Source organism: Pseudomonas rustica, from assembly GCF_018336155.1.
Lineage (GTDB): Bacteria > Pseudomonadota > Gammaproteobacteria > Pseudomonadales > Pseudomonadaceae > Aquipseudomonas > Aquipseudomonas rustica.
Window position 1 is genome coordinate 198,595 of sequence record NZ_JAGYHF010000002.1, and the last position, 20,821, is coordinate 219,415.

The following is a 20,821-nucleotide window of genomic DNA, read 5'->3' on the forward strand; positions in this document are numbered from 1 at the left end:
TGACCTGTGTAGAAACGCAACGGATGCGAATGACTCGCAGTTTCAGTCACTACACGGATGGGGCTTGGGTTTACCTCATCACAATTTGAAAATATTTTTGCAGGTGTGTTGTCGGGGCCGACGCCTTCGCGAGCAAGCCCGCTCCCACAGGGGAACGCATTCCAAAATGTGGGAGCGGGCTTGCTCGCGAAGAGGCCAGTCGCTTTAACGCAAAATAATCAGATGCCCAAGCACCTGATGCTGCTCAAACCCCAACACCCCCTGCAAAGAATTCAACACCGCCTGCGGATCCTTACTCGGAAAACTGCCACTGACCTTGCGCGCCGCCAACTCATCATTGAGCAGCACAATCCGCCCCGGATAATACCGGCGCAAATCCTCCACCACGTCCCCCAGTGTCGACTTGTAATACGTCAGCCAACCCTGCCGCCAGGCCAGTTGCGCCTCGCTGTCCACGGCATGCAGTTTTTCCGCCGATCCCGCTCCGTAAGCGACTTGCTGCCCGGCCGTGAGAATCTGCTGTTCGCCATCACGATCCGCCGTCACCCCGACACGCCCGGACAACACCGTCACCTGCGCGCCATGCGCTTGCAGTCGCACCTCGAATTGCGTCCCAAGCACCCGCGCCTGGCCCTTCTCGGCCTCGACCACAAACGGTTCACCAGTGTGCGTAACCGTGAAAAATCCAGCGCCACGGCGCAACTGCACATGCCGCTCACCCCGGCTGAAATCCACCGCAATCGCACTGTCAGCATCGAGGGTGACTTGCGATTGATCGGCCAACGTCACCGTGCGAACTTCCCCCGGTGCGGAAACGTAATCCGCCCCCAGATCATCGATCCAACGCTGCGGCTGCCACCCGGTGCCGAGGCTTATCATCAGCAACAGACACGCGGCCATCGCCAGCGCACCCGACCACCGCAAGAGTTGCGGACGACGCGGTCGATCCATCGCATCGAGATAATCCTGCAGCGCCAAAGCGTCTTCATCGGCCAATGTTCGCGCCGGGCCTTCGCTCAGCTCCCAGACCACTTGCGCCTGCGCATAAGCCTCGGCGTGCGCCGGATCGGCGCGTAGCCATTGGCTGAAGGTGAGTTGATCGCCCGCGCTTGGCCGATCATGCAACAGGCTCAGCCAGGCGAATGCAGCCTGCTCCTGAGCCGGTGTCGGGGTGACGTAATCGGTTGGCTTCACGGTGCTTTCCCTGGCAGACGTGGCGCGGGTTCGCGCAGGCTGGCCTTGCAGGCCTCGAGGGCGCGCATCATATGTTTTTCCACGGCACTTTGGGACAGGCCCATGGCTTTGGCGATGTCGGCGTATTTGCGGCCGTGGATGCGATTGAGCAAAAAGATTTGTCGGGTGCGCTCGGGCAATGCACGCAACGCGGCTTCGACGTGGCGCAGATCATTGCCCGCTTCGAGCGCGGCTTGCGGTTCGCTGCCGTGGCTGTCCGGCGCGTCCGGCTGCCAGCCTTCGTTGACCCGTGTACGCGTGCCTTCGCTGCGTAAATGGTCGATGGCGATGTTGCCGGCGCAGCGCAAAAGATAGGTACTGAGTTCTTCGACCTGCACCAGCGGCCGCCGCCAGAAGCGCAGAAACAGATCCTGCACCAGATCCGCCGCTGTCGCCCGGCAGCCGACGCGCCGATTCACCAGCGCTTCCATCTGCGAACGCTGGGACAGAAACACCTGGAGAAAGTGCGCACGCGCCCCGCGCGGTTCGTCGTCGCGGGATTCCGGAGGGAGACCGATCAACACCTCAGCACTGCGCCCATGCCGCCACCGGGCTGGCCAACAGACTCAGCCCGGCGAGCGCCAACGCCAGACGCGGGCGATACGGCATCAGCAACACCAGCGTCAATGCGCTGAGCATCAGCACGGCGAACCAGTCGACCAGGCCAAAGCTCCAGCCGTTCACCGTCACTGCCGCCCACAGCGATAAACACAGCAACAACCATCCGCCGATTTTCAGCGCCTGACGACGCGAGGCCGAAGGTTTGTGGCCGAGCAATTCATCGTGATGTCGCGGCATCGACAGACACAACGCGGTGAACCCGGCATAGCACAGCAGCAGCGCCAGCAACATTAGTTCGCTCCCTGCTCAAGGGTGATCGCCCGGGCCTTTTCGCGACGAGGATTTTTCACGCTGACGGTGCCGGCGGCGCGTTGCATTTTCCATGCGGCCCACGCCAGAAACACGCCGGTGGCGAGGCAGGTCAGATCGAAACCGGCGAGCGTCCAATCGCCTTGCGTAAGGGTCGCTGCGAGATTCCACGGCGTGGTCAGCGCATTGATCACCGGCACGGCAGTAAACAGCAACGCGCCGCACGCAAGCTGCTCGACCCAGGCCTTGCGCCCCGGCCGCAACAGCGCGTGCACCACGCTCAGACCCCAGGCGATAAAGAACGCATTCACTTCCCAATCCGCACGTCCGGCCAGACCTGTCGGCAGCAGACGATTGGCCAGGAAAAACACCGCGATCGCCGTCACCAGCCCGGCCATGCTGGCGATGTTCAGCACTTCAACCAGCCGCAGTTCGAACGGCATCACGCCGCTCTTCGCATGTTTCAGTTGACGCTTGCCGAGCCAGATCACCAGCCCGGTGCCGATCATCGCCGTACCAGCCAATCCGCAAATAAAGTACAGCCAACGCAACACCGGCCCGGCGAAGTGGCCCATGTGCAAACCATAGAAAGCGCCGCCGACCGCCATGGCCATCGGCTGATTCGGTGTGCTGCCGAGCATCTGTCCGCTGACCCCGTTGAACGTCACCGCACGGCCGAAATCGTGCACCACGCCGTCGCCGGCACGCGACAGCACCACCGTCGCATTGGCGTCGCCCGGATTGTTCACCGACAGTCGCGCCGTGTGGCCGCCCGACCATTGCTCGCTGGCCTTGGCCAACAGCGGTGCCATGGGCGCCAGCGCCTGCGCAATGTTGGCGCGCTCCGGGGTATTGGAGGCAGGGAATACTTCATCGTAAAACTTGTTCACGTCGCTGCCGTACGACGCCAAAATGCTCGCCGGCATGACCATCGACATGAAAATCACCAGGCTGCTGTAGGTGATCATCAGGTGAAACGGCAGCACCAGCACGCCGACCGCGTTATGCCCGTCGAGCCAGGAACGCTGGCCTTTGCGCGGACGGAAGGTGAAGAAGTCTTTGAAGATTTTTTTGTGGGTGATGATCCCGGTGATCAGCGCAACGAACATCACCATCGCGGCGATTGTCGCCAGCCAGCGCCCCCACGGATAGGGCATTTGCAGCTGAAAGTGGAAGCGGTAGAAGAACTCGCCGCCCATGCTTTCGCGGCCCTGCACTTCGCTGCCGGTTTGCGCGTCGAGGGTTTTCGATTCGAAGCGGCCGCGCTCGCCGGGTTTGCCCGGCGACTGCTGCCAGCGCACGGTCAGGCCGGGATCACGGGCGTCGGGCAAGTCGATCAACCAGCGCGAGGCGCCGGCGGCATGTTGCTGTAGATAATTTTGCGCCAGCGTCAGGCTCGCCTCGGCATTCAACGGTCGCGAGGGAATTTCCGGCTGCATCCAGTGCGTGGTTTCATCATTGAAATAGGCCAGCGTGCCGGTCAGAAAAATCGCGAACAGCAACCAGCCGAACACCAGCCCGACCCACGTGTGCAACCAGGCCATGGCCTGGCGAAAACCCTCTTTCATGCAAAGCCCAACCCGCGAGCAGCGCCGGAGATGGTCGCCAGAATCACGCTCGGCACCAGCAAACCGACCCACGCCGACCACGCCGTGCGGCAGGCAAAGCACCACAACACCGCCACCAGATAGACCAGAAACGAAACAGTCATGCCGGTGACAACGGCTTCGGCGCGGTTGAGCGGCAACCACATGGTCAGGGTGACACTGGCCAGCGCCGCGACCAGATAGCCGCCAAACACCGCCGCCAGCACCCGCGAGGTAACGGCCAGACGATAGGACATGGGAAGTGTGGCGAGTTTGGCTTTCATGTTTCGACCCTGAAACGAAAACGTCCGGCCGACAAGCCGAACAACAGTCGAGCAATATTAATGATAAATATTCTCATACGCAAAAGCATCTGATTGCCGGACACCGTCAGCGCACCCTACAATGCGAACAGTTCTTGTTCTCTAACGCACCTCTCTACCGCGTCAACAAAACGCCCGGAGTCACCGTTGTCGTCCGCCCATCCCGTCGAATCGCTCTATCAGGCCCACCACAACTGGCTGACCGGCTGGCTGCGGCGCAAACTCGGCTGCCCGGACAGCGCGGCGGATCTGGCGCAGGACACCTTCATCAAAGTGCTGACCGCTCGCGAACCGCCGGTGATCATCGAGCCGCGCGCGTTCCTCACCACCCTCGCCAAGCGCGTGTTGTTCAATCATTACCGCCGGCAGGATCTGGAGCGCGCCTATCTCGACACTCTCGCGCAGATGCCGGAAATGCTCGCGCCGTCGGAAGAACACAAAGCGATCATCCTGCAAACCCTGATGGAGCTGGATGAGTTGCTCGACGGTTTGCCGCGCCAGGTCAAACGCGCGTTTTTGCTGGCGCAGATCGATGGCCTGACTTATCCACAGATCGCCGCCGAGCTCGGCATTTCTGTGGCCACGGTCAAACGTCATCTGAACAAAGCGGCGATGCGCTGCTACTTCGCCCTATGAATCGCGCGCCGGATTTTTCTTCGCAGGTCGCCGAACAGGCTGTGCACTGGCTGATGGAAATGCAGCAAGGCGCCCTGAGCCCGCGCCAGCAGATGGCGATGCAGCAATGGCTGGAGGCGCACAGCGAACATCGGCGGGCGTGGGAACACATTCAGCGGGTCAATCAGCGGTTGCGCGGTGTGTCTTCACCGCTGGCGCATGCGGCGTTGAACGGGCCGAAGTCGGGCAGTCGGCGTCAGGCGCTGAAATTGTTGCTGATTCTTGGCGCTGGTTCCGCTGCCACTTGGGGCATGCGCGAGCACAATCCGCTGCCGTCGCTGCTTGCCGATTACCGCAGCCCGGTTGGCCAGCGGCGCAAGGTGGCGTTGGGTGCGGGCGATCAGTTGCACCTCAACACGGCGAGTGCGGCTGACGTGCGGATTGATCAGCGTCTGATTCGTTTGCTTGAGGGCGAAATGCTCCTGACCGCGTCGCACGGGTTTGAAGTGCGCACGGCGCAGGGCGTTCTGAAAACCCAGGGCGCGCGTCTTAATGTGCGGCAATTAGCTGATCGCACGCAGGTGGCTTTGTTTGAAGGGCGGGTCGAACTAAGCGCCGATGGGCGTGCCCCGATGCTGCTGCCGGTGGCTCGGCAACTGAGTTTTACCTCGACGATTGTTGGTGACGCGCAAGCGCTGGATGCCAACAGTGGCGCCTGGGTCGATGGCATGTTGGTGGCGGCGCATATGCGTCTGGGGGATTTCCTCGATGAGCTCGGTCGCTATCGTCGCGGGCAGCTTAATTGCGACAGGAAGGTTGCTGATTTGTTGATCTCCGGGACGTATCCACTGGACGACAGTGAGCGGATTCTTGATCTGCTGGAAATCAGTTTGCCGGTGAAGGTGAAGCGCTTTACCCGGTATTGGGTGACCGTTGAGGCGCGGGTGTAAGGAGCAAGATCAAAGGATCGCAGCCTTCGGCAGCGCCTACAGGAGGTATGCATTCCAGATGTAGGAGCTGCCGCAGGCTGCGATCTTTTGATCCTTGAAAAATAAATGAGCCGTTTTTCAGATCTGGCGTGACAGAGAAGGAAAGCCCCCTTGATTCAACCTTCTCAGGATCATCCACCATGCACCCCACCCGCCTCACGCCACTGGCCCGCAGCCTGCGCAATCTTGTCCTCGGCGCCAGCCTGAGCTTCAGCGCCCTGCCCGCCGCGATGGCGGCCGACGCCAAGGCTTACCACATCGCACCGTCGTCGCTGGAAAACGCCCTCAACCAGTTTGGCCGTGAAGCGGGAGTGCTGATTTCGTTTGGTTCGCAAGTCACCAGCGGCGTGCAAAGCCGTGGTCTGGAAGGCAGCTACACGCCCGAGCAAGGCCTCAACGCATTGCTCGAAGGCACCGGTCTGCAAGCACGCGCCGAAGGTAACAACGCGTTCAGCCTGCAACCGATCGCCGATGCCGCGCTGGAGCTGGACACCTCGAAAGTCGTCGGCGACTGGCTCGGCGATGCCGCGCAGATCAACGTCTTCGAACACCCCGGCGCGCGCGATGTGATCCGCCGCGAAGAATTCGAACGCCAAGGCGCAACTCAAGCGCGCGATGTGCTCAACCGCATCCCCGGCGTCAACGCCCCGGAAAACAACGGCACCGGCAGCCACGACATGGCGCTGAACTTCGGCATTCGCGGTTTGAATCCGCGTCTGGCCGCACGCTCGACCGTGTTGATGGACGGCATTCCCGTGCCGTTCGCCCCTTACGGCCAACCGCAGCTTTCGTTCGCGCCGATCAGCATGGGCAACATGGATGCGGTGGACGTGGTGCGCGGCGGCGGCGCGGTGCGTTACGGCCCGCAGAACGTCGGCGGCGTGGTCAACTTCGTTACCCGCGCGATTCCTGACGAGCCAACGGTCAAGGGCGGTTTCCAGACTGAAACCAGCCCTTCGTCGAGCCACGACGGCTTCAAGACCAGCGCCAACCTGCTGGCTGGCGGCACCAACGCCAACGGTCTCGGCGGCGCATTGCTCTACTCCGGCACGCGCGGCGGTGATTGGCGCGAACACAGCGACAGCGAAATCGACGACCTGATCCTCAAGGGCAAATACCAGCTCGACGAGGCCAACAGCTTCAACGCCATGGCGCAGTATTACGAAGGCAAGGCTGACATGCCGGGCGGTCTGAACGTCGCCGATTACGATGCCGATCCGTATCAGTCAACCCGCCCGAAAGACCAGTTCTGGGGCCGTCGCACCATGTTCAACTTCGGTTATCGCTATCAGGAAGATCGCCGCGAATTCACCGCCAATACTTTCTTCACCAAAACCCTGCGCAGCGGTTATCTGGATCAGGGCAGCTTCCTCTCGCTGTCGCCACGCGAATACTGGGTGCGCGGTCTGGAAACCCGTTTCGCCCGAGGCTTCGACCTCGGCCCGACCAGCCATGAAGTCGGCATCGGCTATCGCTACATCAACGAGGCCGGCCACGAACTGCGCTATCGCACGCCGATCGCCAGCAACGAATACCCGACCACCAACAGCCGCAACGACCGCGACACCCGTGGCGGCACCGAAGCCAATGCGTTCTTCGTCGACGACCGCATCGACATCGGCAAATGGACAATCACCCCGGGCGTGCGCTACGAGATGATCGACTCGCAGCAAACCAACAACCTGACCAACGTCAAATATGAAGGCGACTACAACACCGCGCTGCCGGCGTTGAACGTGCTGTATCACCTGACCGACAGCTGGAATCTGTACGCCAACACCGAAGGCTCGTTCGGCAGCGTGCAGTACAGCCAGATGCCCAACCGTGTCAGCAGCGGTGAAGTGAAACCGGAAAAGGCCCGCACCTGGGAGCTTGGTACTCGCTATGACAATGGCGCGTTGCGCGCGGAAATTGGTGCGTTCTTGATCAACTTCGACAATCAGTATGAAAGTAATCAGACCAATGATTCGGTGATCGCCCGGGGTGAAACTCGTCATCAGGGCATCGAGACCAGCGTCAACTACGCGCTGGATGACTTGAGCCCGGCGCTGGCGGGTTTCGATGTTTACGCGACTTACGCCTTCGTTGACGCGACCATTCGTGAAGATGGGCCGAATAAAGGTAATCGGGTGCCATTCTCGTCGAAGCACAAAGGCACGATTGGTATGGGTTACACCGAAGGGGCGTGGAAGTTGAATCTGGACAGCAGTTTCCAGAGTGACCAGTTTGCTGATAATGCCAACACATCAAAGGAAAGTGCGGATGGCAGTAACGGCAAGATCCCGGGTTACATGCTGTTCAGCAGTCGCGCGGGGTATGACTTTGGGCCGCAGTTGTCGGATCTGAATGTGGCTGTTGGGGTGAAGAACATTTTTAACACGCAGTACTTCACGCGCTCGTTTGATGACAACAACAAAGGCAAGTATGTGGGGGAACCGCGGACGGTTTATGTGCAGACTTCGGTAGCGTTCTGAGGATTGAAGAGCCCCTCACCCTAACCCTCTCCCGGAGGGAGAGGGGACTGACCGCGTTGTTTTGCGAATTACGCCGACCTGAGATATCGAGTCGAGCTTGCGTTTGAAAAGCACACAAATCGGCCCCCTCTCCCTCTGGGAGAGGGCTGGGGTGAGGGTTCTCGGCTACAGTGAAATATCAAATCAACTTCACAAGGATCGTGAAGCATGCAAACTCGCCCCACCCTCGTCCAGTTCTCCCGCCAGTTAGGCGCTGACCAAACCGACTGCGAACTCCTGCTCTGGCAGAGATTACGCTCCCGCCAGATCGCCAATCTTAAATTCCGCCGACAGTTTCCCTGCCCGCCTTACGTGCTGGATTTTTACTGTGCTGAGCTGAAATTGGCGATTGAGCTGGACGGTGGGCAGCACTTTGAAACGTCGGGATTGATTCATGATCAGCGCCGAACTCTCTACTTGTATCAACAGGGCATTGAGGTCGTACGGTTCAGCAATCTGGAGGTCCTCCAGCAGATGGATGCCGTACTGGAGCAGATCATACGAATAGCGGCAGCTCGAAAATTGCCCTCACCCTAACCCTCTGCCGGAGGGAGAGGGGACTGATTGGGGGATGCTTGCGAGTCACGCCGACCTGATTCTGCTTTGCCGAATCCATAATCAACGCGGTCTTTCAGGTCGATGTACCCCGCAAGACACCTCGGTAGGCCCCCTCTCCCTCTGGGAGAGGGCTGGGGTGAGGGGCTGTCCTGCTACAAAAAAACGGGCCTGCATTCGCAGGCCCGTTCTCATCAGGTTGGCTTATAAAATCAGCGCATCAACTGTTGATCGCTGCCTGTTCATTCTCGTCAAATTCTTCCGCCAACAGCTTGTCGTTAGCCTTGCCGGTGAAGGGCACTACAGCGGCGCGTGGTTTACCTCGCAGTTTGCCGAAGAGGTGCTCCAGGGCGTGCTCGAGTTTTTCGGCAGCGCCGTCGATCGCCTGTTCCAGCGAATCGGCTTTGTGGGTCACGGAAATCGGTTGATGGCCTTTTGGCCGCGCTTCCAGTTGGCAGCGCATGTCATGCGGTCCTGGTTTGTCACCGTTCTCGTCGCTCAGATGGACTTCGACACGGGTCAGGTCTTCCTCATAACGGTCGAGCGTGCTCTCAATGGTTGTACGTACCCACTCCTCCAGTCGTTTACTGCCTTGAACATGGTTATCGCTGTTGACTTGGATTTGCATAGTTCATCCCTTATTTCAGCTAGCTCGCGAGGGGCCTGAATTGAATTTCCTGACCCCTTGGTTACAACAATCGGCCCGACTGCCGAACATTTCAACCCCTGAGAAAAGATAAATATTCATTCGCAAAAAAAGCCGGACAACCGAGTAAAGCGCTGGTAAGGTCGGGAGTTGGGTCGCCTCGCAACCCGGCAAAATCTGCTCACAATTGCCCGTCGTTCAACGGGTGCAAGCTGCGAAAAATCCCCGCCTCTTCGACCAGCCAATCATGCACCGCACGCACGCCCGGATGGCTCAGCGCCCCTGGCGCATAGAGCAACACGTAACGTTTGTGATTGGGCACCGACAAGCCGAACGGCACGATCAACGCACCCCGCTCCAGTTCATCGTTAAGCAACGTGCGCCGGGCAATCGCCACGCCCATGCCGGCAATCGCCGCTTCGATGGTCAGGTGATTGCGGTTGAAGGTGTGCCCGCGCCGTACGTCGGCGCCTTCGAAGCCGATCGCGTTGAGATAAAACTCCCACTCCGCATATTCATAACTGCCGCGCCAGGCGGTGATGTCGTGCAGCAGCGGGAAATGCCCCAGATCCGCCGGCCCGTGCAGCGGTGGGCGACCGCGTAGCAGGCTCGGCGCGCACACCGGGAAAATCTGCTCATCGAGCAAGGCTGTGGATAACAATCCCGGATAGCTGCCGTCGTTGAGATCGATCGCCAGATCGAAGTCGCCTTCGTGCAACGGCACGCTGCTGTCCTCCGCCACCAGTCGCAACTGAATATCCGGAAAACGCTGTTGCAGGCGCGGCAAGCGTGGCGTCAGCCATTTGCTCAGAAACGATGGAATCGAGCGCACCCGCAGCGTGCCGCTGATCATCCCGGCATCGAGTCGACGCAATTCCGCATCGATGCTGCCGTACGCCTCGTTGACCGTGATCGCCAGCCGCTGCCCTTCCGCGCTCAGTTCCACACCCCGCGCACGCCGATGAAACAGGCGAAAGCCAAGGCGCTCTTCCAGTTGGCGGATTTGCTGGCTGACCGCGCCCGGGGTGATGTGCAGTTCTTCCGCGCACCGGGTGAACGACAGGTGCCGCGCGGCACAGGAAAACACCTGCAGCCAGACATAGGTCTGTGCGTGCAATTGACGACTCATCGTTTAGTCCTGCTAAAGGCTGTCTTAGGAAGTTTCGTTGGTCACGTCAGACCGAGAGAGGCAGTATCGCCGACATTGCGCTTGGCCTACAAAAAATGGCGGCGATTCCTACTCCATGACTTGCAAGGCTTTAGTATGGCTATCAGTGTTTTCGATCTTTTCAAAGTCGGCATCGGCCCGTCCAGTTCCCACACCGTCGGCCCGATGCGCGCCGCCGCGACCTTCGCTCAGGCGCTGATCGACCAGCGGTTACTCAATGATGTGCGGCGCGTGGAAATCCGTCTGTACGGCTCGCTTTCCGCTACTGGCGTCGGTCACGCCACCGATCGTGCCACGGTCATGGGCCTGATGGGCGAATGGCCAGACAGCATTGATCCGTCGACCATCGACCCGCGCATCCAGCAATTGCGTGAGTCCGGCCAACTGTCCCTCGCCGGTCAACGCGCGATTGCCTTCAACTGGCAGAAAGATCTCCTACTGCTTGACGAGAGCCTGCCCTACCACCCCAACGCCATGTCGCTGACAGCCTTCGGCGAAACCGGCGTGCTGCTTGAGCAAACGTACTACTCGGTCGGTGGTGGTTTCATCGTCGAAGCGGCGGAAGCCGAGTCGGGTGTAGCCCCGGCCGGCGACGTGGTGCTGCCGTACGATTTTTCCAGCGCCGCCGAACTGCTGTCGTTGTGCAAAAAGCATGGCTTGCGGGTGTCCGAGTTGATGATGGCCAACGAGCGCGCCTGGCGCAGCGACGCCGAAATCCGTCAGGGCCTGCTGCATATCTGGTCGGTGATGCGGGAGTGCGTCGAACAAGGTTTGCGCCATGAAGGCATTCTGCCCGGCGGTCTCAATGTGCCGCGTCGTGCGGCGAAATTGCACCGCAGCCTGTTGGAAATCGGCAAACCGAATGTGATCAGCTCGACCTTGTCGGCAATGGAATGGGTGAATCTGTTCGCCCTCGCGGTGAACGAAGAAAACGCGGCGGGCGGGCGCATGGTCACTGCGCCGACCAACGGCGCTGCGGGGATTATTCCGGCGGTTCTGCACTACTACATGAAATTCAATCCGGACGCGTCTGACGACGATGTTGTCGCGTTCTTTCTCGGCGCGGCCGCCGTCGGTATTTTGTGTAAGAAAAATGCCTCGATCTCCGGTGCCGAAGTCGGTTGTCAGGGCGAAGTCGGCTCGGCCTGCGCAATGGCCGCTGCGGGTCTGGCTGACGTGCTCGGCGCCACTCCGGAGCAATTGGAAAACGCCGCCGAAATCGGTCTGGAACACAACCTCGGCCTGACCTGCGACCCGGTCGGCGGGCTGGTGCAAGTGCCGTGCATCGAGCGCAACGCGATCGCGGCGGTGAAAGCGATCAATGCCACGCAAATGGCCCTGCGCGGCGATGGCAATCACTTCATCTCACTCGATCGGGTCATCCGCACCATGCGCGATACCGGCGCCGACATGCACGACAAGTACAAGGAAACGTCGCGCGGCGGCCTGGCGGTGAACTGGGTGGAGTGCTGATCCCGATTGCACTGTCAGCGGTCATCTGCGCAGTTCTGCCCTGAAACCGCGCGATAAAAAAAGGCGAGCCCCGTGGCTCGCCTTTTTTATCGCCGTGTTCATTGTTCGACAATTTTTCCGGCATGTCCCTTGCAAACTCCCCGTAGGAGCTGCCGCAGGCTGCGATCTTTTGATGTCGATCTTAAAAAACAACGTCAAAAGATCGCAGCCTGCGGCAGCTCCTACACGAGCAATTCGCGAATGGCCACGGAATGGCCGGTGATCAGGTCTGGCGAACCAACCCGATCACGGCCGGTCAACAACTGCACGTTCAATCAGGCGGTGACGCATCATGGACAATCCATTTCAGATCATTACCGATGCCTTTGCGCCGGACTATCAGATCAACCTGAGCATTCAAGGGCTGGACGGCAGCATCATGCTGACCTTGTCCAACAACGGCCGGATCGTGGCCAAACGCATGATCAGCGCCGAACAACGCAACGATCCCGTGCGCCTTAAACGCTTGGTGCAGAGCATTCAATTCGGCATCGCCATCGAACAGGGCCACAGCGCCATGGCGATCCTCGAATCGATGACCAGCGGCGACGGACTGACCCCGCCACCGCAAAAAATCATTGATCAGCCCCGACCAGCGGCCGGACTTTAAAGCTCGCCCTTCTCGACCTCGGGATGCTCGCTGGAACCTGTACCGAGGGTGCGCTGTGGTTTCTCGATTTTCACCGAGGGAAATTGTGACGAGGCGTAACGCACCACCAGAATCGCCAGCGCCAGCAGCAGAATCCCGCCGCACAGGTAGATGATGCCCATGTCCGGCGGGTTGTGGTGCGAGACGTTGGAGATCAGCAGGCGCGTCAGCGCGGTGATCGCCACGTAGATCAGGAAGCGCACCGGCATGTGATTGGTCTTGAAGTAAATCCCGACCATCGCGCCCAATTCGAGATAGATGAACAGCAACAGAATGTCATCGATCTTGATGTGGCCTTCCTCGAGCATCCCGAGAAACTCCATCACCGCCGCGTATGCCGTCACCGCACCGATGGCAAACAGCGCCAGATAGTGAAAGGTTTCGACGAACAGGTTGCCCAGGGACTCGGCCAGTTGATGCACGTTTTGCCGCAGTTTCTCGGCCCAGTTTATTTTCACGATGATGTTCCTTAGCTCGATGCGAGCGGATGATGCGCGTTGGACGTGACGGTTTTCTGCACGTAACGGTTTTCATGCAGAAAAGAGGCCACGCCATCATGGCGAGCCATCACCAAACCCGCGCCGTGGCGTTTGGTCGCAGGCCTCGGGTTTGCACGATCCCTGTGGGAGCGAGCCTGCTCGCGAATGGCCCCAACACGATCCCACTGACAAACCCTAAATCCGGTCTACATTAAAATCCCACTACCCATGGCGCAGGGATTCGCTTATCCTTTTCGCTGTATATGGATACAGTAGTCGTCAAGACAACTTAATGTGAAGGCATGTGAGGTGGTGAATGGCCGTCGAAGTGGTATACCGCAGCAGCCGAGATCTGGAGCGCTTGTTCATGGATAAAGCCGAAGCTGACCGTCATGACAAAATGCTCGAACTGGCCGAATATCTGGCCGATGTCCTGCAAAAAGCCGTTCCGTCCCTGACTGAACAGCAAGTGGAAGAAGCCGGGATCTACATGGCGAAGAATCGCGATGTGTTCGCCCGGGCGTTCAAGAGCCAGCCTGACGCGCTGTCGGAGCTGATCAACGCACCGGCCGAGCCTGTCGAGAACGCTGAAGTGGTGGAAGTCGCTGAAGCGCCGGCCAAGCCTGCGAAAGCGGCAAAAGCTGCAAAGTAATCAACAAAGGATCGCAGCCCCTGTAGGAGCTGCCGAAGGCTGCGATCTTTTGATCTTCCCCCCATCACCGATACAAAACCCGCTCCGCCAACTCGTCCGCCACCCGCGCCGGCGAACGCTTCTCCGCCTGCGCATGAGCAAACACTTCCGTCAGTCGCGAACTGATTTTCGACAAATGCGCGGTAATTGTCGGCAACTCTTCGCCGCGATGCTTCAGCGAAACATAAATCAGCCCACCGGCATTGATCACATAATCCGGCGCATAGAGAATCCCGCGCCGTTCCAATTGATCAGCCACGTCCAGATGCGTCAGTTGATTGTTCGCCGAGCCCGCCACCGCCGAGCAACGCAATTGTGTGACGGTGTGACTGTTGAGCACCCCGCCCAGCCCACACGGCGCAAGAATGTCGCACGGCGTACTGAGCAACGCATCGTTGGCAATCGGATGCGCGTTGAGTTGCTCCATCGCCAGTTGCACCTTGCCGTGGTCGATATCGCTGACCAGCAATTCGGCACCCGCCGCGTGTAGTTGCTCCGCCAGCGCATACCCGACATTGCCCAAACCCTGAATCGCCACGCGCAAACCTTCAAGATTATCGCTGCCCAGCCGCGCCATGGCGGTCGCGCGAATGCCGGCGAATACGCCCATTGCCGCATGCGGGGCCGGATCGCCCGCCGAGGTGGTGCTGGTGACGTGTTGGGTTTGTTGAGCGATGCAATCCATGTCCGCCACTGAGGTGCCGCTGTCGATGGCGGTAATGTAACGGCCATCAAGCTGATCAATGCAGCGACCGAACGCCTCGAACAGCGCCGCACGATTTTCCACATGCGCCGGCCGCACGATCACCGCAACGCCACCGCCCTGCGGCAATCCCGCCAGCGCGGCTTTGTAGCTCATACCCTGAGCCAGGCGAATGGCATCCTCGATGGCTGATTCATCATTCGGATAGGCAAGGTAACGACACCCGCCCAAGGCTGGCCCGAGGCGACTGTTATGGATGGCAATGACCGCCTTCAACCCTGAAACCGGGTCGACGCTAAGGTGCAGCGAATCCAGGCGAGTGCTTTGCATGAGCGCAAACATTGTTGGGCTCCCGAATCACTTCTTGTAGAACGCCAGTATAGGCTTGCGCCTGAAAATTGCTGGAGCGCACCGGAATAAGCGGCCTCGAAGACAGATGTTTTGCGGCATAACTCAATCGCTGCAAAATCCGCCACTGGACGAATAGCACTGACGGGGCTAAAACGAGGCATTCGAGGGAGATTGCGATGAGTCCGCGTCAACGATTTTTCGAGTGCCTGCACCGTTCACCGCCCGCGCTGTTAGAAGCCGCGTTGTGGATTGCTGCCGAGCACGAAAAAGACGTCGACCCGGCGGCGCTGCTGCACGACTTCAAAGAGCTGCAACAGCGGGTGAGCTATGGGCTGCCGATGCTGCCGGTCAGTGAACTGGCGCAACCGTTGCTGCGGCGGATGACCGATCTGGGTTTCGCTCAGGATGATTTTCTACCGTTACGACCGCAGGCGGCGATGCTGCCCAAAGTCATGCACACCCGTCGCGGTCAGCCTTTGGCGCTGGCGTTGATTGCGCTTGAGCTGGCGCAAGGTCTGGAGATTCCGCTGGTCGGGGTCAACTTCCCCGGGCACTTCCTGCTGCGAGTACCGGGGGCCGATCACCTGCTTGATCCCTGCGGCGGTCGACGCCTGTATCCGAATGATTGTCGCGAGTTGTTGCAGCGCCAGTACGGGCCGAACATGAAACTCAACGCCGAGCATTTGCTGACCGCCTCGCCGGTGCAGATGCTGCAACGTTTGTCGCGCAACTTGCGGCAATTGCATCTGACCCATGAGGACTACATTGCCTCGCTGATCGACGCAGAACGGGTACTCGAACTGGGCGACGCCGCTGCCGCTGATTATCTGGCGCGGGCGAGTTTGTATCAGCGGCTGGATTGCCCGAATGCCGAGCGCTTCGATCTGGAGCGTGCGTTGTTGCTAAGTGATGATCCGATCCAGCGGCTGCGCCTGACCGACCGGCTCAGCCACCTGCCGCCTAATTCCGTCGTCCATTAAAAGCAAAAGATCGCAGCCTGCGGCAGCTCCTACAGGTGATCTCATGTAGGAGCTGCCGAAGGCTGCGATCTTTTGATCTTCAAGATTTAAAAGGCACCGCAACACCCACAACCGAACCACCCTCGGAAGGCGAACGCACCTGGATGATCAGCAGCGCCGCAATGACCGCCGGAATCGCGCAGAAGAAGAAAATCTGTTCCACCGGAATGTGCATCGCCAACAGCAGACTGCCGAACAATGGCCCGAGAATCGAACCAAAACGCCCTACACCCAATGCCCAACCAGTACCCGTGGCGCGAACGTGCGCCGGATAAAAATTACTCGCGAACGCATTCAGCGTCAGCTGCCCGCCGATGATGCAGAACCCCGCCGCAAACACGCAAGCCACCAGATAACGCGGGTTGTCGTGATTAAGGCCGAGCAAAATCGTACACAGCGCTGCGCCGGCCAACACGCCAGACAACAGCCGCACCTTGCGCTTTAAACGGTCGGCAAACCACGCCATGCAAATCGCGCCGAGGGTGCCGGCGAACAGAAACATCGACGTCACCAGATTGGCTTCGTTGAGTGTCAGGCCACTTTCCAGCAGCAACGTCGGCAGCCAGCTGATCATGAAATACAGAAGAATCAGGCTGACAAAAAACGTCGCCCAAATCAGCAGCGTCGGTCGCGCGTAACCGTTGCGGAACAATTCAACCACGGTCAGTTTGCTGCCCTGCTCGCGCTCGTTCTGCTCGACGCTCGCCACTGGCGGTTGCCAGTCCGGCAACATTCGCGCGGTGACTTTACGCAGGCGCGCATACGGCGGCGCGTCACGCAGCAAACGCGGCAGCGACTCCGGCAGCATCCACCAGAGGAACGGAAACAGCAGCAACGGCGTCACGCCGCCAGCGAGGAACACTGCTTGCCAGCCGAACTGATCGATAAATCCGGCCGCGACAAAACCACCCGCCGCCCCACCGAACGAAAAACCGCACGCCGCCAGCGTCACCATCAAGGTGCGCAAGCGCGGTGGCGAATATTCCGACATCAACGCCATCGCACTGGGCATCGCGCCGCCCATGCCGATACCGCAGATGAAACGCGCGAACATCAGCGTATTCAGGGAATCGGCGAACACCATCAACACGGTGAGCGTGGCGTAGATCAGCACGCAAGCAAGCAGAATCCGTCGCACGCCGAAGCGGTCGGCCAATGGCGTGACCACCAGCGAACCAATGGTCAAACCGAGCAGGTTGGCGCTGAAAACAGGTCCGAATGCGGCTTTTTCCAGCCCCCAATCCTGAGCCAGTGCCGGGACAACGTAACCGAGCACCTGCGCGTCGTAGCCGTCGGTGACGAGCAGCAAGGCGAGCAGGATCAGGAGCAACCACTGATAACGGGACACCGGACGGGCGTCGAGTGCTGCGCGGAAGCTGGCAATCTGGTTGTGCATCGCAAGGTACCTGTTTTGTTTTTATGGTTTTTTGCTGTGGCAACCGGATCGTTCCCACGCTCCGCGTGGGAATGCCGCCGGGGACGCTCTGCGTCCACTGTGACGCAGAGCGTCACGGGATGCGTTCCCACGCAGAGCGTGGGAACGATCAGTCACAATTTTGGTTACGGGGTGTCAGGTTGATTCGCGGGATGGGCTTTGATGAACGCTGGATGGTCTGCCGCCAGCGCCGCCACTCGGCAGATTCGCGGATAAGCCTCCAACGAAACATTGAACCGCTCAGCCGCATACAACTGCGGAATCAGGTAAACATCCGCCACACACGGCCACTCGCCGAAACAGAAACCGCTATCACCAATCAACTGCTCCACCGTCGCCAAGCCTTGGCCGATCCAGTGGCTGATCCACTCCACCACCTGCGGCTCTTCCTGCCCCAACTGGCGCAGACGATTGAGCACGCTGACGTTGTGCAGCGGATGCACGTCGCAACCGATCACCGCCGCGACAGCACGCACATGGGCGCGGGCCGCGAGGTCTTCCGGCAACAACGGCACCTGTGGATAACGTTCCTCCAGGTACTCGATGATCGCCGGCGACTGGATCAACAACTCACCCTCGTCAGTGCGCAAGGCCGGCACCCGACCTTGTGGATTGATCGCCAGATACGCCGCCTGCCGATGCTCGCCGCCGGCCGGCGCAATCAGATTGACCGGCAACGCCTGATAGTCGAGGCCCTTCAATGCCAGCGCGATCCGCACGCGATACGACGAGGTCGAACGGTAGTAGGTATAGAGATCCATAAACCGCTCCTGTCAGCGCGCCGCCAACACTTTGCCACGGCATTCGCCGAAGCCGATCGAGGCGAAACCATCACGGGCGCAACGTGCGCGCAGGATGATTTCGTCACCGTCTTCAAGGAATTTGCGCACTTCGCCGGAGGCCAGTTCGATCGGTTTTTTACCGCCCTCGGTGATTTCCAGCAGGCTGCCGAACTGACCGTTTTCCGGGCCGGACAAGGTGCCCGAACCGAACAGATCACCGGCCTGCAACTGGCAACCGTTGACGCTGTGGTGCGCGACCATTTGCGCGACTGTCCAGTACATGTAGCGGGTATTGCTCAGGGTCAGGCGATGGGCTGGCAGATTCTGTTCGCGCATGGCTTCGGTGAGCAGCAGCACTTCCAGTTCGATGTCGAAAGCACCGCCGTCCTGATCGCGTTGATCGAACAGGTACGGCAGCGGCTGCGGATCACCCTCAGGTCGTTTCGGTTGTGTGGTGCGGAATGGCGCCAGCGCTTCTGCTGTTACGACCCACGGAGAAACGCTGGTGATGAAGCTCTTCGACAGGAACGGGCCCAGCGGTTGGTATTCCCACGCCTGGATATCGCGCGCCGACCAATCGTTGAGCAGGCAAAAACCGGCGATGTGATCAGCGGCATCGCCGATGGCGATCGAGTCGCCCATCTCGTTGCCCTGACCGATCCAGATGCCCAGTTCCAGTTCGTAATCCAGTCGCGCGCACGGGCCGAAGGTCGGCTCAGTCTGACCGGCCGGCAAGGTCTGACCTTTAGGACGACGCACATCGGTACCGGAGGCGCGCACGGTGGAGGCGCGACCGTGGTAACCGATCGGCACGTGCTTGTAGTTCGGCAGCAACGGGTTATCCGGACGGAAAAGTTTGCCGACGTTTTGCGCGTGTTCGATGCCGACGTAGAAGTCGGTGTAATCGCTGATGCGTGCCGGCAGGTGCAGTTGGCAATCGCTGGCCAGTGGCAGCAGTTTTGCACCTTGCGCTTCGATGCTGCCACGGTGCGTGCTGCCTTCGCTGAACAGTTCCAGCAAGCGTTCGCGCAGAGCCACACGAGCGTCGCGACCGAGTTCAAAAAACGCGTTCAAGTGGCCGCCGTGCATGGCTTCGACGGCACTGCGCGCGGCGCCGTCGAACAGCCCTGCTTCCAGCGCGACTTGCAGATCAAAAATCTGTTCGCCAATCGCCACGCCTGCGCGCGGCGCCGAACCGTCGATACTGAACACACCGAGCGGCAAGTTCTGCAGCGGGAAATCTGCGTGACCGTTGGCTGAAGCGACCCAGCTGCGGGTGATGGAATTCTGCGTCATGGGTTATCTCCGGGTCGGGTCGAACGTGGCGGGCAGCGTGGCCCAGCAAGCGTCGTAAGTGGATTGCAGTTGCGGGCAGTCGAGGGCGAAACGGCTTGGGCGCAGCACCTGACTGGTCTCGAACATGAAGGCCATGGTGTTGTCGATTTTCGCCGGTTTGAGCTCGGCGTTGATCGCTTTGGTGCAGGTCTCGCCGTCCGGGCCGTGGGCGCTCATGCAGCTGTGCAGCGACGCGCCGCCGGGCACGAAGCCTTCAGCCTTGGCGTCGTATTCGCCCTGGATCAGACCCATGAATTCGTTCATCAGGTTGCGGTGGAACCACGGTGGCCGGAAGGTGTTTTCGGCGACCATCCAGCGCGGCGGGAAGATCACGAAGTCGAGGTTGGCCAGACCGTGCACGCTGGTCGGCGACGTCAGCACGGTGAAGATCGACGGATCCGGGTGATCGAAACTGACCGTACCGATGGTGTTGAAACGGCGCAGGTCGTATTTGTACGGCACGTTATTGCCGTGCCAGGCGACCACGTTGAGCGGCGAGTGATTGAGTTCAGTGGCCCACAACTGGCCGAGGAATTTCTGCACCAGCGTGGTTGGCTGCTGCAGATTTTCGTAAGCAGCGACCGGCGTCAGGAAGTCGCGCGGATTGGCCAGGCCGTTGCTGCCAATCGGCCCCAGATCCGGCAGACGCAACGGCGCGCCATGGTTCTCGGCGACGTAACCGCGTGCTTGCGGGTCAAGCAGTTCAACGCGGAATTTCAAGCCGCGCGGCAGCACGACGATTTCCAGCGGCGCCACTTCCAGCACGCCCAGCTCGGTGGCGATGCGCAGACGGCCGAGTTGCGGCACTAGCAGCAGTTCGCCGTCGGCATTGAAGAACACGCGTTCCATCGAACGATTGGCGGCGTAGTTGTAAATGCTGATGCCGGACGGTTTTTCGGCGGCGGAGTTGGCCACCATGCTCACCAGACCATCGATGAAATCAGTCGGCTCGGCCGGGATCTCCAGCGGATTCCAACGCAGGCGATTCGGTGTCACATCGCCCAACGGCCCACCGGCCAGTTGCCGTTCCAGTTTGACGAACGCCGGGTGATTGGCCGACGGCTGAATCCGGTACATCCAGGTGCGCCGCGCTTCGCTGCGGGCCATGGTGAACGCGGTGCCGGAAAACAATTCGGTGTAGAGGCCGTAAGGGGCTTTTTGCGGGGAATTTTGGCCGACGGGCAGCGCGCCGGGCAACGCTTCAGTGCTGAATTCGTTGCCGAAACCGGACTGATACGCCAGCGCCTGAGCGGTTGAATCGAGGTTCATGGAGCCTCCTGAACAGGGAGTCGGCAGTGGCCCATCGCTCTGGCTCAGAGGTTTCGGCACGCCGGGGTTGTTATTATCGTAATTCGATTACGCATAAC

Annotated in this window: 20 protein-coding genes and 1 pseudogene; 8 read left to right on the plus strand and 13 right to left on the minus strand. The window is 60.0% G+C overall.

Annotated elements, in window-relative coordinates; genetic code table 11:
• Positions 1–204: 204 nt before the first annotated feature.
• From KFS80_RS03995 to KFS80_RS04015, 5 genes are read right to left on the minus strand one after another with little or no spacing between them, the layout of a single operon-like run.
• Positions 205–1,194, minus strand: a complete 990-nt coding sequence (locus KFS80_RS03995; RefSeq protein WP_212544036.1) for a FecR family protein — start codon at positions 1,192–1,194, stop codon at positions 205–207.
• Positions 1,191–1,757: an RNA polymerase sigma factor gene (locus KFS80_RS04000; RefSeq protein WP_123595011.1), complete on the minus strand. Its 567-nt coding sequence runs from the start codon at positions 1,755–1,757 to the stop codon at positions 1,191–1,193. Before KFS80_RS04000 ends, KFS80_RS03995 begins: the two co-directional genes overlap by 4 nt.
• Position 1,758: 1 nt before the next feature.
• Positions 1,759–2,085, minus strand: coding sequence for a DUF3325 domain-containing protein (locus tag KFS80_RS04005; protein ID WP_053117253.1), 327 nt, complete (start codon positions 2,083–2,085; stop codon positions 1,759–1,761).
• Entirely contained in the window at positions 2,085–3,671 is a 1,587-nt protein-coding gene (locus KFS80_RS04010) for a PepSY-associated TM helix domain-containing protein (RefSeq protein WP_212544037.1), read from the minus strand. Before KFS80_RS04010 ends, KFS80_RS04005 begins: the two co-directional genes overlap by 1 nt.
• Positions 3,668–3,973, minus strand: a complete 306-nt coding sequence (locus KFS80_RS04015) for a DUF3649 domain-containing protein (protein WP_053117249.1) — start codon at positions 3,971–3,973, stop codon at positions 3,668–3,670. The genes KFS80_RS04010 and KFS80_RS04015 overlap by 4 nt, the downstream gene beginning before the upstream one ends.
• 186 nt (positions 3,974–4,159) lie before the next feature.
• Here KFS80_RS04015 and KFS80_RS04020 point away from each other — a divergent pair, with 186 nt between their 5' ends.
• From KFS80_RS04020 to KFS80_RS04035, 4 genes are all read left to right on the plus strand, one after another.
• Positions 4,160–4,648, plus strand: coding sequence for a sigma-70 family RNA polymerase sigma factor (locus KFS80_RS04020; protein WP_212544038.1), 489 nt, complete (start codon positions 4,160–4,162; stop codon positions 4,646–4,648).
• The gene (locus KFS80_RS04025) at positions 4,645–5,577 is read left to right on the plus strand and encodes a DUF4880 domain-containing protein (RefSeq protein WP_212544039.1); all 933 of its coding nucleotides are present in this window, start codon (positions 4,645–4,647) and stop codon (positions 5,575–5,577) included. Before KFS80_RS04020 ends, KFS80_RS04025 begins: the two co-directional genes overlap by 4 nt.
• Positions 5,578–5,756: 179 nt before the next feature.
• A complete protein-coding gene (gene fecA, locus KFS80_RS04030) occupies positions 5,757–8,090 on the plus strand; it encodes a TonB-dependent Fe(3+) dicitrate receptor FecA (RefSeq protein WP_212544040.1) in 2,334 nt (777 codons plus the stop codon).
• Positions 8,091–8,297: 207 nt separating this feature from the next.
• The gene (locus KFS80_RS04035; RefSeq protein ID WP_212544041.1) at positions 8,298–8,666 is read left to right on the plus strand and encodes an endonuclease domain-containing protein; all 369 of its coding nucleotides are present in this window, start codon (positions 8,298–8,300) and stop codon (positions 8,664–8,666) included.
• A gap of 238 nt (positions 8,667–8,904) precedes the next feature.
• Here KFS80_RS04035 and KFS80_RS04040 read toward each other — a convergent pair whose 3' ends face one another.
• The gene (locus KFS80_RS04040) at positions 8,905–9,312 is read right to left on the minus strand and encodes an HPF/RaiA family ribosome-associated protein (RefSeq protein ID WP_053117239.1); all 408 of its coding nucleotides are present in this window, start codon (positions 9,310–9,312) and stop codon (positions 8,905–8,907) included.
• Positions 9,313–9,511: 199 nt separating this feature from the next.
• Positions 9,512–10,459, minus strand: a complete 948-nt coding sequence (locus KFS80_RS04045; protein WP_159812191.1) for a LysR substrate-binding domain-containing protein — start codon at positions 10,457–10,459, stop codon at positions 9,512–9,514.
• 135 nt (positions 10,460–10,594) lie between these two features.
• On the opposite strand from KFS80_RS04045, the gene KFS80_RS04050 reads away from it, so the two are divergent.
• Positions 10,595–11,971 (plus strand): L-serine ammonia-lyase, encoded by a 1,377-nt coding sequence (locus KFS80_RS04050; protein ID WP_212544042.1) that lies wholly within the window; start codon positions 10,595–10,597, stop codon positions 11,969–11,971.
• Positions 11,972–12,302: 331 nt separating this feature from the next.
• The gene (locus tag KFS80_RS04055) at positions 12,303–12,620 is read left to right on the plus strand and encodes a DUF3509 domain-containing protein (RefSeq protein WP_212544043.1); all 318 of its coding nucleotides are present in this window, start codon (positions 12,303–12,305) and stop codon (positions 12,618–12,620) included.
• Here the strand turns inward: KFS80_RS04055 and KFS80_RS04060 are convergent.
• Positions 12,617–13,117 (minus strand): phosphate-starvation-inducible protein PsiE, encoded by a 501-nt coding sequence (locus KFS80_RS04060; RefSeq protein WP_053117232.1) that lies wholly within the window; start codon positions 13,115–13,117, stop codon positions 12,617–12,619. The two genes, KFS80_RS04055 and KFS80_RS04060, sit on opposite strands and share 4 nt — an antisense overlap.
• 337 nt (positions 13,118–13,454) lie before the next feature.
• Between KFS80_RS04060 and KFS80_RS04065 the strand changes: the two are divergent.
• Positions 13,455–13,709 (plus strand): annotated as a pseudogene (locus KFS80_RS04065) (YebG family protein); the annotation flags it as partial.
• A gap of 145 nt (positions 13,710–13,854) precedes the next feature.
• Here the strand turns inward: KFS80_RS04065 and KFS80_RS04070 are convergent.
• Positions 13,855–14,874: a Leu/Phe/Val dehydrogenase gene (locus KFS80_RS04070; RefSeq protein WP_053117228.1), complete on the minus strand. Its 1,020-nt coding sequence runs from the start codon at positions 14,872–14,874 to the stop codon at positions 13,855–13,857.
• A 185-nt stretch (positions 14,875–15,059) separates the two neighbouring features.
• Here KFS80_RS04070 and KFS80_RS04075 point away from each other — a divergent pair, with 185 nt between their 5' ends.
• Positions 15,060–15,863 carry a transglutaminase family protein gene (locus KFS80_RS04075; protein ID WP_212544045.1) on the plus strand — a complete coding sequence of 268 codons (804 nt, stop codon included), beginning with the start codon at positions 15,060–15,062 and terminating at the stop codon, positions 15,861–15,863.
• Between the two features lie 79 nt (positions 15,864–15,942).
• Here the strand turns inward: KFS80_RS04075 and KFS80_RS04080 are convergent, their stop codons facing one another.
• The 4 genes from KFS80_RS04080 to hmgA all read right to left on the minus strand — a co-directional run bounded on the left by KFS80_RS04080 (position 15,943) and on the right by hmgA (position 20,723).
• Positions 15,943–17,298, minus strand: coding sequence for an MFS transporter (locus KFS80_RS04080; protein ID WP_212544046.1), 1,356 nt, complete (start codon positions 17,296–17,298; stop codon positions 15,943–15,945).
• A 164-nt stretch (positions 17,299–17,462) separates the two neighbouring features.
• Complete coding sequence (maiA, locus tag KFS80_RS04085) at positions 17,463–18,098, minus strand: maleylacetoacetate isomerase (protein ID WP_212544047.1); 636 nt, start codon at positions 18,096–18,098, stop codon at positions 17,463–17,465.
• 12 nt (positions 18,099–18,110) lie between these two features.
• Positions 18,111–19,415: a fumarylacetoacetase gene (fahA, locus tag KFS80_RS04090; RefSeq protein ID WP_212544048.1), complete on the minus strand. Its 1,305-nt coding sequence runs from the start codon at positions 19,413–19,415 to the stop codon at positions 18,111–18,113.
• A 3-nt stretch (positions 19,416–19,418) separates the two neighbouring features.
• Positions 19,419–20,723 carry a homogentisate 1,2-dioxygenase gene (gene hmgA, locus KFS80_RS04095; RefSeq protein ID WP_212544049.1) on the minus strand — a complete coding sequence of 435 codons (1,305 nt, stop codon included), beginning with the start codon at positions 20,721–20,723 and terminating at the stop codon, positions 19,419–19,421.
• Positions 20,724–20,821: the final 98 nt, after the last annotated feature.

What these genes read in the sequence shown, in the direction of transcription:
- KFS80_RS04005 (WP_053117253.1), bottom strand. Translation starts at nt 2,085, where the DNA reads ATGTTGCTGGCGCTGCTGCTGTGCTATGCCGGGTTCACCGCGTTGTGT.
- KFS80_RS04010 (WP_212544037.1), bottom strand. Translation starts at nt 3,671, where the DNA reads ATGAAAGAGGGTTTTCGCCAGGCCATGGCCTGGTTGCACACGTGGGTC.
- KFS80_RS04015 (WP_053117249.1), bottom strand. Translation starts at nt 3,973, where the DNA reads ATGAAAGCCAAACTCGCCACACTTCCCATGTCCTATCGTCTGGCCGTT.
- KFS80_RS04025 (WP_212544039.1), top strand. Translation starts at nt 4,645, where the DNA reads ATGAATCGCGCGCCGGATTTTTCTTCGCAGGTCGCCGAACAGGCTGTG.
- fecA (WP_212544040.1), top strand. Translation starts at nt 5,757, where the DNA reads ATGCACCCCACCCGCCTCACGCCACTGGCCCGCAGCCTGCGCAATCTT.
- KFS80_RS04035 (WP_212544041.1), top strand. Translation starts at nt 8,298, where the DNA reads ATGCAAACTCGCCCCACCCTCGTCCAGTTCTCCCGCCAGTTAGGCGCT.
- KFS80_RS04040 (WP_053117239.1), bottom strand. Translation starts at nt 9,312, where the DNA reads ATGCAAATCCAAGTCAACAGCGATAACCATGTTCAAGGCAGTAAACGA.
- KFS80_RS04045 (WP_159812191.1), bottom strand. Translation starts at nt 10,459, where the DNA reads ATGAGTCGTCAATTGCACGCACAGACCTATGTCTGGCTGCAGGTGTTT.
- KFS80_RS04050 (WP_212544042.1), top strand. Translation starts at nt 10,595, where the DNA reads ATGGCTATCAGTGTTTTCGATCTTTTCAAAGTCGGCATCGGCCCGTCC.
- KFS80_RS04055 (WP_212544043.1), top strand. Translation starts at nt 12,303, where the DNA reads ATGGACAATCCATTTCAGATCATTACCGATGCCTTTGCGCCGGACTAT.
- KFS80_RS04070 (WP_053117228.1), bottom strand. Translation starts at nt 14,874, where the DNA reads ATGTTTGCGCTCATGCAAAGCACTCGCCTGGATTCGCTGCACCTTAGC.
- KFS80_RS04075 (WP_212544045.1), top strand. Translation starts at nt 15,060, where the DNA reads ATGAGTCCGCGTCAACGATTTTTCGAGTGCCTGCACCGTTCACCGCCC.
- KFS80_RS04080 (WP_212544046.1), bottom strand. Translation starts at nt 17,298, where the DNA reads ATGCACAACCAGATTGCCAGCTTCCGCGCAGCACTCGACGCCCGTCCG.
- maiA (WP_212544047.1), bottom strand. Translation starts at nt 18,098, where the DNA reads ATGGATCTCTATACCTACTACCGTTCGACCTCGTCGTATCGCGTGCGG.
- fahA (WP_212544048.1), bottom strand. Translation starts at nt 19,415, where the DNA reads ATGACGCAGAATTCCATCACCCGCAGCTGGGTCGCTTCAGCCAACGGT.
- hmgA (WP_212544049.1), bottom strand. Translation starts at nt 20,723, where the DNA reads ATGAACCTCGATTCAACCGCTCAGGCGCTGGCGTATCAGTCCGGTTTC.